The organism is Halapricum desulfuricans (genome assembly GCF_017094525.1).
In the GTDB taxonomy this organism is placed as follows: Archaea; Halobacteriota; Halobacteria; order Halobacteriales; family Haloarculaceae; genus Halapricum; species Halapricum desulfuricans.
The window spans coordinates 2,466,009-2,481,378 of sequence record NZ_CP064788.1; the positions used below are offsets into that span (position 1 = coordinate 2,466,009).

Consider the following 15,370-nt stretch of genomic DNA (forward strand, 5'->3'; position numbering starts at 1 on the left):
CTTACGACGGATCGTGGCGAAACCGGACCGTCGGCGTCCCGTCGAAGGTCGGGCCGGTCCCGTCGCGCTCGAACCCCGCTTCTTCGACCGCTTGCCGGACCGTGTCGTTCGATTCGGGGACCAGCAACTCGACGGCCATGCCCTCGCCCGCGGCGAAGCTCATCGGTTCTTCGAGCAGCCGCGTGCACGCGTCGGACGTGCCCTCAAGCTGCGTGACGTGGACGGTCCGCTCGCGGGCGTCGAAGCTCACGAATCCGGAGATCTCCTCGTCGGACTCGGCGACGCGGACCGTCCGGTCGTGGATCAGGTTGCGCATGACGTCCCGCGGTGCGTCGGTCAACTCTGCCAGCCGTCCGGCGTCGGCCTCGACGGCGTCGCGAACCTGCATATCCGGTTCGTCGGTCGCCTCGTACTTATACTGTCTGTTGTCAGCATATCTCACGATACCCGTGTACCGGGAGCGCAGACTGCGAGACGCGAATGAACACAGTTATTCCCGGCGACGGGATATGGCGGGGTAATGAGTCACGCACACACGACGCAGGTGATGGCATGCGCGTAGTCACGAAGTTCGGCGGGACGAGCCTCGGGAACGGCGAGCGGATCAACCGGGCTGCGGACTCGATCGCCAAGGCGGTCGAGCAGGGCCACGAGATCGCTGTCGTCGCTTCGGCGATGGGGAACACGACCGACGAACTCCTCGATGAGATCGAGTTCGACGCCGACGAGGCCGACAAGGCACAGATCGTCTCGATGGGTGAGCGGACGTCCGTCCGGATGCTCAAGGCGGCGCTTGCGGCCCGCGGCATCGAAGCGATCTTCCTGGAGCCGGGCAGCGACCAGTGGCCGATCATCACCGACGAGCACGGCGAGGTCGACATCGAAGAGACGACCCGGCGGGCGCACGCGCTGGCCGGACAGCTGGGCGACATCGTCCCGGTCATCACGGGCTTTCTCGCGGAGGACCACCAGGGCAACGTGACGACGCTCGGCCGCGGCGGCAGCGACACGACGGCCGTGATGCTCGGCAAGTACATGGACGCCGACGAGGTCGTCATCGTCACCGACGTCGAGGGCGTCATGACCGGCGACCCCCGCGTCGTCGAGGGCGCACGCAACGTCGGCGAGATCACCGTCGACGAACTCCAGAGCCTCTCGTTTCGAGGAGCCGAAGTGGTCGCTCCGTCGTCGCTGTCCTACAAGGACGCCGACCTCTCGGTCCGGGTCGTCCACTACCAGCACGACGATCTGCTGGCCGGCGGCACCTCGATCGAAGGCCAGTTCGAGAGCCTGATCGACCTCGAGGAGACGAAACTGGCCTGTGTCACGATCGCCGGCCGTGCGATCCGCAACAGCCCGGGCATCCTTGGCGAGCTCGCTTCCTGTCTGGGTGACGCCGACATCAATATCGACGCCAACTCCTCGGGGATGGATTCGATCACGTTCTACGTCGCCGACGCCGACGCCGACGACGCCGAAGCGCTGCTGCACGACGAGGTCGTCGAGGACGAGACCCTCTCGTCGGTGACTGTCGAGGAAGACGTCGCCGTCGTTCGGGTCACCGGCGGGGAGTTCCCCAACGAAACCGACTCCGTCAAGCGCATTATCGATCCCATCGCGAACGCCCACATCGACATCTACGACGTCATCACCTCCGCGACGTCGGTGTCGGTGTTCGTCCCCTGGGAGGACCGCGAGCAGGCCCTCCAGCTGGTCCAGAAGGAGTTTTGAAACCGCCGGATCGACCGCAGTCGACGGCGATCCATCCGGTGCGTACATTCAAGTCGGATGACGGGGCAATCGCGGGTATGCTCGCGATCGCCGGATCGAAAGGCGGCTGTGGAAAGACGACGACCACGCTCGGGGTAGCCGGCGCGTTCGCCCGCGCGGAGACGCCGACGCTCGCGATCGACGCCGACCGACAGATGCCCGACCTCCACGTGACGGCGGGCGTCGATCGCGAACCGACACTGGCGTCGCTCGAGGACGCGGACGCCGGGGCGATCGCCCAGTCGGTGTCCGGACTACCCGGGGTGAGCGTCCTCCCCGGACCGAAGCCGGCCGAGTCGATCGACGTACAGCGCGCGCTCGAACACCTCGACAGCGGGGACTCGCAGGTGCTGGTCGACTGTCCGTCCGGGACGGGGCCGGACCTCACCGATCCGCTGGCCGCCGCCGACGCGGTCGTGGTCGTCACGACCGACAGCGGACAGAGCATCGCGGACGCCGAGACGACTATCGAGGTCGCCGATCGACTGGGCGTGCCCGTCGCGGGTGCGGTCGTGACGATGACCGACGACCCGGACGCGGTCGAAACGCGACTCGACGTGCCGGTGCTGGCGACGGTACCGGAATCGGAGTCCCCACTGGCGGACGAGGAGGCCCACGCCGCCTACGACAGTGCAGTCGAGCGGCTGCGCACGGTCGAGACAGACGACCCCGATCCGATCGATCCCACCGGGACCCGGATGGCGATCGGCGTCGGGTCGATCGACCGGCAGCTCGGGGGCGGACTGCCGCCCGGATCGATCGCCGCCGTCGTCGGCGAGCCGGACGGCCACGCCGAATCGTTGCTCCATCGACTGACGACCGCGCGCGGGACGCTGTATCTCTCGGCCGACCGGCCCGCGCGGCTCGTCCGGACGGCGATGTCCGCAGACGGCTGGCCGACCGAAAGTCCGGCGGTACGAACTGCCGGTGCGGACCCGCTCGAGGACGCGACCGGGCTGCTCGCGGACCTGCCCGCGGGTGCGAACTTCGTCGTCGATCCCGCGGACGTGCTGGAAGCACACGACCGGGACGCCTATCTCGAGTTCCTGCGGACGCTCAAGGATCGCATGCTCGAAACGGACGGGATCGCCGTACTGCACTGTCTCGACGGCGAGCGGCGACCGGCGAACCGCGACGTGACCGAACGCGTCGCGGACGCCGTCCTCGCGGTGAGCGCAGTCCGGGACGGCACGGCGCTCGAAGCGCGTGCGACCGTCCGGAAGTTCCGGCCGGACCCGTCCGCTCGCGGGACGGTGGCCGTCGACGCCGGCGAGCGTTCGTGACGGCCACGGCGTCCACGCGGGACTGGATCGACTCTGATCGGCCACTGCGTGCACGCGGAGCTGTACCCGATCAGTCGCGGGGACGAGTGACCGGCCCGGGAGTTTTTTCGCGTGTCCGCCCGGACATCGGCCATGGAGTACACGACGCTGGGTTCGACCGGGATCGAGGTCAGCCGCATCGCGCTGGGCTGTATGAGCTTCGGGACGCCCGAGTGGCGCGAGTGGGTGCTCGACGAGTCCGAGAGCCGCGAAATCATCGAGCGGGCGATCGAGCTGGGGATCAACTTCTTCGACACCGCCAACATGTACTCGCTCGGGGAAAGCGAGCGCATCCTCGGGAACGTGCTGGCGGAGTACGACCGCGACGAACAGGTCGTCGCCACGAAGGTCTACTTCCAGATGGACGAAGACGACCCCAACTCCCAGGGCCTCTCCCGGAAGGCGATCGAACAGGAGCTGTCGAACTCGCTCGATCGGCTCGGAATGGACACCGTCGACCTCTACCAGATCCATCGCTGGGACGAGGACACGCCCATCGAGACGACCCTGCGAGCGCTGGACGACGCCGTCCGCCGCGGGCAGGTCCGCCACGTCGGAGCCTCCTCGATGTGGGCCTACCAGTTCGCCGAATCACTGCACGCAAGCGACCGTCTCGGGCTGGAGCGCTTCCGGACGATGCAGAACCACTACAACCTCCTCTATCGGGAGGAAGAACGGGAGATGCTGCCGCTCTGTGACCGGGAGGGGGTCGGTGTCTTGCCCTGGAGCCCGCTGGCGCGCGGCTATCTCGCCCGCCCGCACGACGAGTTCGACGTGACGACCCGCGGGCGGACCGACGATTACGCCCGCGACCACCCCTACTTCGAGGGTGGCGGCCGCGAGATCAACGAACGCGTCGCCGAACTCGCCGCCGAGAAGGGCGTGACGATGGCCCAGATCGCGCTGGCCTGGCTGCTCCATCAGGACGCCGTCGACGCGCCGATCGTCGGGACGACCAGCGTCGAACACCTCGAGGACGCCGTCGAGGCGCTTGAGATCGACCTGACCGCAAGCGAGCAGGCCTACCTCGAAGAACCCTACGAACCAGTGCCGGTGTCCGGTCACGAGTGACGGGCGGGTGGGACAGCCGTTCCTGCGGCGAGCGACTCATATATCATCGTTACAATAGTCTCGGATATGTCGGACGCGGGACCGACCTTCGAGTGTGCTCGCTGCGGAGCGACGTTCGACACCGGAACCAGCCACACGGAACTCGTTCGCCGGGACTTCGTCGACCGGCCGCGCCCCTCGAAGATCGAGCGGCTCTGCCCGGACTGCTGGCGGGCGTACGTCGATGACTTCCTCGATCGGGATTTCGAGGCCGAACTCGCCGCCTACGAGGCCGAACCCGAAGCGTAGGCCCGCAACGGGATCAGCCCTACCCGCTTCGATCCGGCTGTACAAGCCGATCCAGTCTTTAGGGGAGACATGTCGAACGCTGACCGAGACTCGCGCCACCTCCTGTCGATGCGGTGGCGAGACGCCGTCTTCGCCCACTGGCCGGTCGAGTGCGACGTGATCGAGCCGACACTCCCCGAGGGGCTGGCGGTCGATACCGGCCCGGACGGGCGGGCGTGGCTGAGCGTCGTCGGGTTCGTCATGGCGGACATCCGACCGCGGTTCTCGCCGATCGGGCGGTCGTTTCCGGAGCTCAACCTCCGGACCTACGTCCGCCACGGCGACGCGACCGGGGTGTACTTCTACAATCTCGACGCCGACGATCGGCTGAGCGTCGCGCTCGCCCGGCGGCTGTTCAAACTGCCCTACTACCGTGCGGAGATGCGCGTCACCGAACGCGACGGCGAGATCCGGTTCCGGAGCTACCGGACCCACGAGGGCGTCGAGACCGCGGCCTTCGACGCGACGATCGAACCGCAAGGCGCGCCAGAGCCGGTCGAGCCGCGGTCGCTCGCGGCGTTTCTGGTCGAGAACTACCGGTTTTTCGTCGCCGGCGACGGGGCGCTCTACGAGGGGGCGGTCTCTCACGAGCCGTGGGCGATCGCGCCGGCAGAGCTGACGGTCCGGGAGAACACGCTGTTCTCGGCGTCGGGGTTCGACCGACCGGCGGGTGAGCCGCTCGTGCAGTACGCACCCGGCGAAGCGGTCACGGCCGGTCGCATCAGGCGCGCCGAACACAGGTTATAAGCCCCGGACGGACGCAGGGACCGACGATGGACGACGAGCTAGCCGACGCGGACAGCGAAGCAGGTGAGGCCGATCCGAGCGCGTACACGACCGACGTGCGGACGCTCGACCCGCGCGTTCGCTGGCTGTGGGTCGGACGGGCACTCGTCGTCGCGCTGATCCTCGGTGCCATCGCGACCGCCGGCGCGCTCGCGGCCCTGCCACAATGGCCGTGGATCGGCCCCGCCGTGTTCGTGCTCGTCGCCACGCTCGGGGTCGGACACGCGCTGCTCCTCTATCGCTCCTGGTCCTACGAGGTCCGCGAGGACTCGATGCTTCTCGACAGAGGAGTTATAACGCGCGTCCGGACGGTCGTCCCGTACGTCCGCGTCCAGCACATCGACACGAGCCGGGGGCCGATCGAGCGGGCCGTCGGGCTCTCGTCGCTGGTCGTCTACACCGCCGGTTCGCGGGGTGCCGACGTGACGATTCCCGGATTGCGGCCGCGGGAGGCGACCGACCTGCAGACGCGACTGAAGGCACTGGCGATCGAATCCGAGGGCGAGGACGCCGTCTGACCATGCAACTGGATCCACTCTCGATCCCCTACCGGGCGGTCGAAAGCGGCCTGCAGGCCATCGTCGGGATCGCGATTGCGGGCATCGCCGGTGCCGGCTCGGTGGGCGGCGCGGAGGGGATCGCAGTCTTCGGCGTCGTACTGGTCGTCGGGATCGCACTCTCGATCGGCTGGCAGGTCGCCTACTACCGCCGGTTCGAGTACCGGCTGACCGGGGACACCTTCGACATCGACTCGGGCGTGCTCTCGCGCCGGGAACGGGAGATCCCCTACGGTCGGATTCAGAACGTCGACATCCGACAGAACGTGCTCCAGCGGGCGCTCGGGATCGCCGAAGTCCGACTCGAGACCGCGGGCGGCGGCCAGACCGAAGCCCGGCTGCGATACGTCGACCTCGGGAGTGCCCGCCACGTCCAGGAGGAAGTCAGTCGCCGCAAGCGCGGCGAGCGCGACGGCTACGGCGACGAGGAGACGGCAGCGACCGATCAGGGGGCGACGCTGTTCGAACTCGACGACAGGGAGCTGGTGATCCTCGGAATCGTCTCGATGGACCTGCGCCTGCTGTCGATCATCGCCGTGCCGCTGTCGTTCGTCGGCCCGTCGGTGCTCGCCGACGTCGCGCCGACGGCAACCGCGTCTATCGTCGTCGTCGTGCTCGGAATCGTCGCGCTCGTCGTCGCCTCGGCGCTGTTCAGCGCCGCGCTGTCGATGGCCCGGTACTACGGGTTCGTCCTCACCGACCGCGGCGAGGAGTACCGCTACGAGCGCGGACTGCTCCAGCGGTTCAGCGGCTCGATCCCCAAGGACAAGGTCCAGACGATCACGCTCACCGAGAACGTCATCGCGCGCCGGCTCGGCTACGCCAGCCTCTCGATCGAGACGGCGGGCTACGGCGGGGCCAGCCAGGAGTCGACGGGATCGCAGTCGGCGATTCCGATCGCCGAACGCGACCACGCGGTCGCACTCGCCGGGCGGATCGAGGACTTCGAGTCGCTGTCGTTCGAGCGAGCGCCGAAACGCGCCCGGGAGCGCTACGCCGTCCGCTACGGGCTCGTGCTGGCGGCGCTGATCGCGATCGCGTACGGGGTCGTCCGGCTGACGGCGCTGTCGTTCCCGTGGTACGCGCTGTTCGGTGGCGTCGCGCTCGTCCCCGTCGCGGCCCACCTCAAGTGGTGCCACCGCGGGTATCGCCTCGAGGACGACTACGTCATCACGCGCAACGGCTTCTGGTCGCGCCGGATCACGATCGTCCCGATCTACCGGATCCAGACGCTGGTCACCGCCGAGACGGTCTTCCAGCGCCGTCGCGACCTGGCGACGCTGGTCGTCGATACCGCCGGCACGTACAGCCTCGTCGGCGAGGACTCCAAGGCCGTCGACATCGACGTCGAGACGGCCGACCGGCTCAGTCGCGAGCTGGCCGACGATCTGCAGGAGGCCGTCGTCGAATATCGTCGCCGGCGCGACCGCGCTAGCGCGGTCAGTTCGGGCGAGGATGTTCCGGACGACGCGAACGCCGGCTAGCGCTTTTGTCTCCGGGCCGCGACAGTACCGCCATGCTCGTGCGTGAACTGATGACGACTGACGTAGTTACCTGTGACGAGCATGCGACGCTGAGAGTCGCAGTCGGGACGTTGCTCGAACGGGGGGTCGGATCGGTCGTCCTCACCAGCGACGAAGGCAACCCCACAGGGATCGTCACCGAAAGCGACGCCCTGCGAGCGGCCTATCGGACGGACAGACCGCTCTCGGGGATCGAAGTGGCGGACCTCTCGCACGGATCGGTCATCACCGCTTCGCCGGACGAAACCGTCCAGCGTGTCGCCCGCCGGATGGCGACCGAGGGCGTCAAGAAGGTCCCCGTCATGGACGGCGTCGACCTGCGGGGGATCGTCACGCTGACCGACATCGTCTGGCACCTCTCGGACATCCGATCGGAAGCTGCCGAAGTCGCCGAGATGGGCTCCGAATGGGGACCGAAGTGACCTGCCCGTCTCAGAAAACGGTCGTCAGTTCCGTCGGGGACGCAAAGCGGTAGTCGGGCACGTGCGTCGGATCGGCCGGTGGATCGAGGTCGTGTTCGTCCGGGATCCAGCAAGCAGTCAGTCCGGCGCGTTTCGCGCCGATCACGTCCGCCCGGTAGTCGTTGCCGACGTACAGAGCGCCGTCGGCCGGCGCGTCGAGTTCGGCCAGCGCCGTCTCGAACGGCGCGGGACTGGGCTTGGGTTCGGTCCGATCGGCCGCGTAGACGATCGTCTCGAAGGCGTCGGCGATCCCCAGCGCGTCGAGTTTCGCCCGCTGGGTGTCCCGGGTCCCGTTCGTGACGAGCCCGACCTGCGCGTGCTGGCGGGCGCGCTGTAGCGCTTGTCTTGCGCCCGGTCGCCACTCGACGGCGGTGGGATCGCGCAGCTCGACGGTCGCCGCCGCGAGCGCATCGGCGTCGATCGGCCCCTCGTCGGCGCGCGCCCCGACGCGTTCGAAGACATGCCGGAAGAACTCCCGGTCGGTGTCGGCGTCGGTGACCGTCGTCGCGGCCGCCCGGACCTCCTCGGGCGTACAGAACGGCTCGACGCCGGCCCGAGCGAAGGCCTCGGCGTGGAGTTTCCGGTCGTCCTGCGTCGAGCGACAGAGCGTGCTGTCGAGATCGAACAGGACGGTATCGGGGGTCATCGATCGGGTGTAGGCGATCCACGGTACAAGAACGTCCGGATCGAGACGGACACGTGATGACCGTTGTAACGATTCACTCGCCTTTCCGCGGCCTCGCCCATCCTGCCCCGGGGATCGTGTCCCGGATGTCGAAGTCGAAGCGGTCGGTCACGAGCAGACCCGACCCCAGCAGCCCCGCCAGCCCGACGGGGACCCAGTTGCCGAACGCGGCGTTGATCGCCCCCCAGAGGATGACGAAACTCACCAGGTCGTCGAGCATGAACGGACAGGTCCGCAGTCGCTGGATCAGCGCCTCGCCGTCGAACGCGAGATCGAACAGGACGACAGAGATCGTCGCCGAGATGACCCAGCCCGCGTAGTTCGACCACGGGACGCCGTAGTAGACACCGCCCGCGTCGTACGTCCAGAACCCGAGCCCGACGGCCGCCGGGTCCAGCACGAGGTCCATCACCAGCACCGTCGCGATCACCGCGAGCAGGCGGACCGGCGTCGAACGGGCCCGCTCACCGAGCAACAGCAGACAGAGCAGGTAGCTGTTGAGCACCAGCGGGAAGAAGAAGACGGGCAGCCCCGCCGGCACGAGACCGAACAGCATCGGTCCGAGGTCGATCCCGTACTCGAAGGCCCCGTAGGGCCAGCCCGTCGCGACGCCGAGCAGTTCGATCCCGAACGCGTAGGTCGTGACGGCCGCCAGCGCGACGGCAGCGCGCCGATCCACCAGCGGCGCGAGCCCGGCGACAAGCGGCAACCGCATGACGATCACGCCCAGCAGGATGAACCACGGGTTGAACGACATGAACGAGACCGGGTCGGGATACCAGCCCCGCGCCGAGGCGTACAGCGAGACCGCCCCGACGACGGGGAAGACCACCGCGATCGTAAAGCGGTTCTCGGCGACCAGTCGGTCGAGCCAGGCCTCGATCCCGGCCCGGTCGCGGCGTTCCAGCGGCGGGAACGGCGACTCAGGCATACAGCATCACCCACAGCGCCGCCATCGTCAACACCGCGCCGACGACCGTGTTGATCACCGGGAACCACCAGTAAGCCCGGTCGACCGCCACCTCCGAGCGGGCGATCGCGATCGCGAGCAGCGGATACACCCCGAGTACGCCGCCCAGAAACGGGTGGACGAGTCCGAACGCGATCGCTCCGGCCAGCCAGACGAGCGCGCAGTAGGCGTAGGTCCGCTCTTTCCCAAGTAGCGTCGCCGTCGTCCGGATCCCGGCCTCCCGGTCGGGCTCGATATCTGGAATCGCGCTGAAGGTGTGCATCGCCATCGTCCACAGCCAGCCGCCGGCCATCGCCGCGGCGGGCGGGTACGTGCCGGCGACCGCAGCGTAGGCCGCGATGCCCGGCAGGGCGTACAGCCCGTTCGAGACGGAATCGAGGACCGGCGTCGTCTTGAACCGAAACGGCGGCGCGCTGTACTCGGTCGCAAACAGGTAGAACAGCCCGAACGGAACCAGCGCTGCCGGCCCGAGAAACGGGATCAACACGAGCCCGATAGCACCGGCGGCGAACACCGACAGGATCACCAGCGGCCCGCCCTCGTATCGGACCTCCTTGTCGTCTTTCTTGGGGTTGAGTTCGTCGATATCGGCGTCGAAGACATCGTTGATCCCGTAGAGGTAGACGTTCGCCGGGATGAGGAAGTACGCGAACAGCGCGACGGCGAGCGGCGAGAACAGCTCGGCGGGTGAGTCGGCTGCGTAGGCGACCCCGACGATCACCGGACCGGCCAGATACAGCCAGAACCGGGGCCGGGAGAGCCAGAACAGATAGCCCAGCGAGGACTCCTCGGAGGGGAGCGCGCTGCCGAGCCGCTTCTCCAGGCCGAGATCCGTCATGCGTTCGATCAGTCGTCCTCTGCAAGCGCCTGCGCGGCGTGTTGGCCGCTGATCAGCGTCATGGGGACGCCGATCCCGGGCGTGGTGAACGCGCCGGTGAAGTACAGTCCGTCGACCGCCGACGACCGGTTGTTCGGCCGCAGGAGCGCGGTCTGTCGCAGCGTGTGTGCCAGCCCCAGTGCGGTCCCGTCGGTGGCGTTGTACCGATCGACGAAATCGTCGACGGCGAAGGTCTCCTCGACGACGATCCGATCGCGCAGGTCGACCCCGGTGTTGGTCGCGACGTCCTCGAGGATCTTCTCGCGGTAGCGTTCGCGCAGCGCTTCGGTGTCGCGCAGTCCCGGCGCGATCGGGACGAGCACGAACAGGTTACTGTGGCCCTCCGGTGCGACGGCGTCGTCGGTCTTCGAGGGGACACAGAGGTAGTAGGCAGGGTCGTCCGGCCAGGCCGGGCGGTCGAAGATCTGCTCGAAGTGTGGGTTCCAGTCCTCCGGCAGGACGAGCGTGTGATGGGCCAGTTCGTCGACGTCGCCCTCGACGCCCAGATACATCAGGTACGCCGACGGCGCGTAGGTGCGGTCCGCCCAGTAGGACTCGTCGTACTGGCGTTCGTGTTCGGGCATCAGCTCCTGTTCGGCGTGGCGGTAGTCTGCGTTGACGACCACGCGGTCCGGGCGGTAGACCTCGCCGTCGACCGTTTCGACGTGGAAGGCGTCCTTCCGGCGGGTGATCTCTCCGACCTCGCTGTCGGTCTCGAAGGTGACGCCCAGCTGTTCGGCCAACTCGACGATCCCGTCGACGACGACGCCGACTCCGCCGGGGCCGTCGCCGTCCTTCGGTACGGGGTAGTAGACGCCGAGGTTGAAATCGACGTGGCTCATCATGTTGTACAGCGCCGGCGTGTTCGCCGGGGAGCCGCCGAGGAAGACCAGCGTGTACTGCACGATCTGCTGGAGCTTCGGGTCGTCGAAGTAGTCCTCGACGTGGCCCTGCATCGACCCGATCAGCTGCAGTCCGATCGGGGCCGCCCGCATCACGTCCGGATCGATCCAGTCCCGGAGCCGCGAGCGGTCCTCGTAGACGAACTTCTCCATCGCGGTCCGATAGTGGGTCTCGCTGGTCGCAAGGTACTCCTCGAAGGCCTCGCCCGCACCCGGCTCGATCGACTCGAACAGCTCGCGGTTCTCCGCTCGATCGGGGCTGATGTCGATGACCTGGTGGTCGGCCGACCCGCTTGCACCCCGGCTCGGCGTATCGGGGACACCGTCCGACTCGCCGTCCTTGAAGAAGATCCGATAGTGGGGGTCGAGCCGTTCGAGGTCGTAGAACTCCTCAGGTTCGCGGCCGAAGTGCTCGAAGAAGCGCTCGAAGACGTCCGGCATGAGATACCACGACGGCCCCATGTCGAAGACGAACCCGTCGCGTTCCATGCGGCTCGCTCGCCCGCCCAGCTGTTCGTTCTTTTCCAGCACGGTGACGTCGGCCCCGGCGTCAGCGAGATAACACGCCGCGGAGAGTCCACCGATCCCGCCACCAACGACCACGACCTGCCGGTCCGAAAGCGATTGCATCACTCGATATACCGCTCCCGACTGGCATAAATCACGTGCCAAACTGCTGGGGGCGGCGCTACGCGTCGAAGCCCTTATCCGCGCGACTGGCGGATACGGACAGTAACGATCACTCGACCAGGGTTACCGATGGAACGGACACCGACAGTTCGCGGCGTTGATCTGACGGACGGTGAGACGATCCTGGGGCTCGGCTCGCTCGCGGCGTTTCTCGCGGTGTCGACGCTGGCGGCCGTCGCCGAGCAGTGGAAGTTGCTCGCGATCGCCTGGGTCGCCTTCGTCGCGATGGCCGGTGGCGCACTGATCGGCGCGCGCGTCAGCGACCGCCAGCCGAACAGGCTGGTGTGGGGCTACGGCCTGGCCAGCGGCGCGATGATCACCAGCGCTGCTGTCTTTCTGGTCCCGCAGGCTATCAGCCAGCACGCCAAGATCGGCGGGTTCGGCATCGCCGCCGGCGTGCTCGTCGGCTATAACGCACACACGATCGGCCACCGACTCACCCATCTGGAACTGCCGATGGACACCACGGCGACGGAGCTTGCCGCCCACGCGCTCTCTGCCGGACTCATCATCGGCGTCATCTACGGTGCGATGCCCGAACTCGGGCTGTTGCTCGGGCTGGCGATCGTCTCCCACAAGGGCCCAGCGGGGTACGCGGCTGCCCGTCGGTCGACGCTGGCCGGGGAGTCCGCGATGCCGATCCTGCTTCCGGCGGCCGGCGTCGGTCTGACCGCGATCCCCGTCGGAACGGTGGCGTTTCCCGACTCCGCAGTCTTCAACGCCGCAGTCTTCGGGTTCGCCTCGGGCGTGTTCCTGCACGTCGCGATGGACTTTCTCCCCACCTGCGAGGTCGGCGGCGAGATCGACCGCCTGTCCGAGCACGACGAACACGAACACGCGGTCCTCGACCGGATGCGAACGCACGCGCTCGCGAGCACGACGCTGGGGGGGCTGGCCGTGCTCGTCGCGTGGCTCGCGGTCGCCCCGTAGTTGCCGTTCTACCGAACCGTCGAACAGGCCGTCTCGAGGACGTAAGTCTCGCCGTCGACGGGACAGACCGTCTGGACGTACTCAGCTCGAGCGGCCTGCTCGGGATCGCAGTCGACGCCCGTCCGGTGCTCGGACACGTCCACACAGTCCTCGATCGTCCCGTCGGGCAAAACGAGCCGAGTGCCACGGACCGCGTAGGAGCGATCCCACGCCGGGATCGCATGGATCGTCACGGGTTCGCTCTCGACGGTCGTCCGGACGACGATTCGCCCGACCACACCGTCGTCGTGGACGGTCGGCACGAGCGTGATCGCCTCCTCGAGATCGGCTTCGGTGAACGTCTTCAGACAGACCGCCGGATCGAGCGTGAGAGCGTCTATCGCGAGATCGACGCCGTTCGCAGCCAGCACGTCGAACAGGGACAGATCAACTGTCTGCCTAAAAGCCTCGCGCACGTCCGCGAGGTCGTCGTATCCCTCCCGTAGCGTCGCCCGAACGTCCGCGGCGTCGACCTCAGCGAGCACGTCCGAGACGGAGCCGGCGAGCGCGTCGCTTCCCAGGAGGTCCCGTCGCGAGGTCTCGCCCCGGCGCAGTCCCTCGGCAGCGGTCATCGTCTCCACGCATCCCCCACCGTCGACGATCTCGTCGAGGGTGTTCCGGTACTCCTCGTAGTCTGACTCGTCAGTCATATCTGTTTCTGTGGGAGTCGAACAGTATCAACGCTCCCGTTGGAAAGCTGGGCCTGTGTCAACTGCCTCGGGGTCAAGTGGTTCGAGACGACGGCGGCGTCTCATCATCACGGGAGAGCGAAGCTCTCTCGAACGACCCCGAGGCTTGTCAGTGGACTCCCATTCTAGCCGAAGATAAATGGTGGGACGGTGAACGGCAACGGCTATCGGCCAACCGCCGAAAGTTGATTGCTGGGAGTCCACATCAAAGCCCCACCCGCAACGAGCGAACCGCATATGCGGTGAGCAAAGTAGGGTGGGTAGTTTACCTGACAGCGGTGGGTTGCCGCCCGGGTTCGACCCCGTCAGGCTTAAATGCCCCTCTGTCGAAGCGGGGAACAGTCCGATGGCGCAAGTAGAGATCAACGTACCGGAACATCTGGAGATGCAGATCGCCCAGCTCGTCGAGCAAGGCGAGTTCCTCAACCGCGAGGAGGCGATCGAGGATCTGCTCTCGACGGGACTGAAAGCGTACAAGACCAGCGGACCGATGGACGAGGAAGAGGAACCGGGCCTGGAAGACGACGGGATGATGGGTCACGACGACGAGTACGTGTTCTGATCGCCACGTCAGCAGGGACGTGACGGATCGCCAGCCAGCTTCGAACGTGGGGATGGTCGTGAAACGCCCCTCTGGTAGTCGCTACCGGGCAATCCTTAAGCCGTCGTCTGTCCAATGAGTACACACGAATGCACAAAGACGAGCTCTTAGAACTCCACGAGCACATGGTCACGATCATGGAGTACTTCAGCGAGCAGGAGCACGTCGAGCAGGGACTGTTCGATCCCTACGAGGAACTCGACGTCACGCCGGCGGACGTTCACAAGTCCAAAAGCGAGCACAAACACGCCGTGTTCGTCCTCGGAAACGCCCTGGCAAAAGCCATGAGCGACGACGAGTTCTCCGACGCCGGCCGCATCGGCAAGCGCATGAAAGAACTGGCCGAAGACGCCGAATCGAAGATCTAGAACTGCGGCTCTCGTTCGGTCGCGAACGCGGTGACTCCCTCCTCGAAATCGCCGCCCTTCGACAGCCGCTCGGCCACCGCCAGTTCCGCTCTCAACCCCTCGCGTAGTTCCCCGTGATCGGTTCTGAGCAGTGTCTTCGCCGCGATCAGCGCCTCGCGGGGGCCGGTCGAGAGCGTCGCCAGCAGCGAGGCGAGTTCGTCCTCGAAGCCGTCGGCGGGATACAGCGCGGTGAACAGCCCCAGTTCGGCCGCCCGCCCGGCCCCGACGAGTTCGCCGGTGTACAGCAACCGTAACGCGGTGTCGGGGGCGACGACCCGCGGGAGTAGATGTGAGACGCCGGCGATAGCCGCCAGCCCGAACCGCCGGAAGCCGAAGCCGATTGACCCGTCGGTGCTCGCGACCCGGAGATCACAGGCCAGCGCGAGCGCCGCCCCGGCACCGAAGGCCGGCCCGTCGATGGCCGCGACCGTCGGAAGCGGACACTCGTAGACGGCGGCGACAGCGTCGCCGACTGCTTCGAGGCGTTCGCGCCACTCGGCGGCGTCGATATCGCCCCGGACGCGGCCGACGTGTGCCCCGACATCGCCGCTGGCACAGAAGGTGTCGCCCTCGCCGCGGACGAGCACACAGCGGGCGTCGGTGTCCTCGATCCCTGCGATCGCGTCGGAGAGTCGTCGCGCGGTCTCGGCCGTGAGCGCGTTGCGCCCGGCCGGGTCCTCGAGCGAGCAAACGACGACCCGGTCCGATCGCTCGATGGAGACAGTCACGGATCGGGAGTCGCGCCAGTCGGTCAAAAACGTTG

The 15,370-nt window shown here is 67.4% G+C and carries 18 protein-coding genes; 11 read left to right on the plus strand and 7 right to left on the minus strand.

Features of this window, described 5'->3' with window-relative positions:
* Nucleotide 1: 1 nt before the first annotated feature.
* A complete protein-coding gene (locus tag HSR122_RS12595; protein WP_229110153.1) occupies nucleotides 2-388 on the minus strand; it encodes a GNAT family N-acetyltransferase in 387 nt (128 codons plus the stop codon).
* A 164-nt stretch (nucleotides 389-552) separates the two neighbouring features.
* Between HSR122_RS12595 and HSR122_RS12600 the strand changes: the two genes are divergently transcribed.
* The 8 genes from HSR122_RS12600 to HSR122_RS12635 all read left to right on the plus strand — a co-directional run bounded on the left by HSR122_RS12600 (nucleotide 553) and on the right by HSR122_RS12635 (nucleotide 7,778).
* On the plus strand, nucleotides 553-1,731 hold the full coding sequence (locus tag HSR122_RS12600) for an aspartate kinase (RefSeq protein ID WP_229110154.1): 1,179 nt from the start codon (nucleotides 553-555) through the stop codon (nucleotides 1,729-1,731).
* A gap of 77 nt (nucleotides 1,732-1,808) precedes the next feature.
* Nucleotides 1,809-3,053, plus strand: coding sequence for a DUF7125 family protein (locus HSR122_RS12605; RefSeq protein ID WP_229110155.1), 1,245 nt, complete (start codon nucleotides 1,809-1,811; stop codon nucleotides 3,051-3,053).
* A 132-nt stretch (nucleotides 3,054-3,185) separates the two neighbouring features.
* Nucleotides 3,186-4,163, plus strand: a complete 978-nt coding sequence (locus tag HSR122_RS12610; protein ID WP_229110156.1) for an aldo/keto reductase — start codon at nucleotides 3,186-3,188, stop codon at nucleotides 4,161-4,163.
* 66 nt (nucleotides 4,164-4,229) lie between these two features.
* Nucleotides 4,230-4,451 carry a hypothetical protein gene (locus HSR122_RS12615; RefSeq protein ID WP_229110157.1) on the plus strand — a complete coding sequence of 74 codons (222 nt, stop codon included), beginning with the start codon at nucleotides 4,230-4,232 and terminating at the stop codon, nucleotides 4,449-4,451.
* A gap of 69 nt (nucleotides 4,452-4,520) precedes the next feature.
* Nucleotides 4,521-5,237, plus strand: coding sequence for a YqjF family protein (locus HSR122_RS12620; protein WP_229110158.1), 717 nt, complete (start codon nucleotides 4,521-4,523; stop codon nucleotides 5,235-5,237).
* 95 nt (nucleotides 5,238-5,332) lie between these two features.
* Entirely contained in the window at nucleotides 5,333-5,794 is a 462-nt protein-coding gene (locus HSR122_RS12625; protein WP_229112217.1) for a PH domain-containing protein, read from the plus strand.
* A 2-nt stretch (nucleotides 5,795-5,796) separates the two neighbouring features.
* Entirely contained in the window at nucleotides 5,797-7,317 is a 1,521-nt protein-coding gene (locus tag HSR122_RS12630; RefSeq protein WP_229110159.1) for a PH domain-containing protein, read from the plus strand.
* A gap of 32 nt (nucleotides 7,318-7,349) precedes the next feature.
* Nucleotides 7,350-7,778, plus strand: a complete 429-nt coding sequence (locus HSR122_RS12635) for a CBS domain-containing protein (RefSeq protein WP_229110160.1) — start codon at nucleotides 7,350-7,352, stop codon at nucleotides 7,776-7,778.
* 10 nt (nucleotides 7,779-7,788) lie between these two features.
* Here HSR122_RS12635 and HSR122_RS12640 read toward each other — a convergent pair whose 3' ends face one another.
* From HSR122_RS12640 to HSR122_RS12655, 4 genes are all read right to left on the minus strand, one after another.
* Nucleotides 7,789-8,463 carry an HAD family hydrolase gene (locus HSR122_RS12640; RefSeq protein WP_229110161.1) on the minus strand — a complete coding sequence of 225 codons (675 nt, stop codon included), beginning with the start codon at nucleotides 8,461-8,463 and terminating at the stop codon, nucleotides 7,789-7,791.
* A gap of 73 nt (nucleotides 8,464-8,536) precedes the next feature.
* Nucleotides 8,537-9,433 carry a bisanhydrobacterioruberin hydratase gene (gene cruF, locus HSR122_RS12645; protein ID WP_229110162.1) on the minus strand — a complete coding sequence of 299 codons (897 nt, stop codon included), beginning with the start codon at nucleotides 9,431-9,433 and terminating at the stop codon, nucleotides 8,537-8,539.
* Nucleotides 9,426-10,310 (minus strand): prenyltransferase, encoded by an 885-nt coding sequence (locus HSR122_RS12650; protein ID WP_229110163.1) that lies wholly within the window; start codon nucleotides 10,308-10,310, stop codon nucleotides 9,426-9,428. Before HSR122_RS12650 ends, cruF begins: the two co-directional genes overlap by 8 nt.
* An 8-nt stretch (nucleotides 10,311-10,318) precedes the next feature.
* Complete coding sequence (locus HSR122_RS12655; protein WP_229110164.1) at nucleotides 10,319-11,881, minus strand: phytoene desaturase family protein; 1,563 nt, start codon at nucleotides 11,879-11,881, stop codon at nucleotides 10,319-10,321.
* A gap of 129 nt (nucleotides 11,882-12,010) precedes the next feature.
* On the opposite strand from HSR122_RS12655, the gene HSR122_RS12660 reads away from it, so the two are divergent.
* Nucleotides 12,011-12,871: a ZIP family metal transporter gene (locus tag HSR122_RS12660; protein WP_229110165.1), complete on the plus strand. Its 861-nt coding sequence runs from the start codon at nucleotides 12,011-12,013 to the stop codon at nucleotides 12,869-12,871.
* Nucleotides 12,872-12,879: 8 nt separating this feature from the next.
* On the opposite strand, the gene HSR122_RS12665 is transcribed toward HSR122_RS12660, so the two are convergent.
* Entirely contained in the window at nucleotides 12,880-13,560 is a 681-nt protein-coding gene (locus HSR122_RS12665; protein ID WP_229110166.1) for a hypothetical protein, read from the minus strand.
* Between the two features lie 385 nt (nucleotides 13,561-13,945).
* Between HSR122_RS12665 and HSR122_RS12670 the strand changes: the two genes are divergently transcribed.
* Nucleotides 13,946-14,161, plus strand: a complete 216-nt coding sequence (locus HSR122_RS12670; RefSeq protein ID WP_229110167.1) for a ribbon-helix-helix domain-containing protein — start codon at nucleotides 13,946-13,948, stop codon at nucleotides 14,159-14,161.
* A 128-nt stretch (nucleotides 14,162-14,289) separates the two neighbouring features.
* On the plus strand, nucleotides 14,290-14,568 hold the full coding sequence (locus HSR122_RS12675; RefSeq protein ID WP_229110168.1) for a UPF0058 family protein: 279 nt from the start codon (nucleotides 14,290-14,292) through the stop codon (nucleotides 14,566-14,568).
* Here the strand turns inward: HSR122_RS12675 and HSR122_RS12680 are convergent.
* Nucleotides 14,565-15,335, minus strand: a complete 771-nt coding sequence (locus HSR122_RS12680; protein ID WP_229110169.1) for an enoyl-CoA hydratase/isomerase family protein — start codon at nucleotides 15,333-15,335, stop codon at nucleotides 14,565-14,567. The two genes, HSR122_RS12675 and HSR122_RS12680, sit on opposite strands and share 4 nt — an antisense overlap.
* Nucleotides 15,336-15,370: the final 35 nt, after the last annotated feature.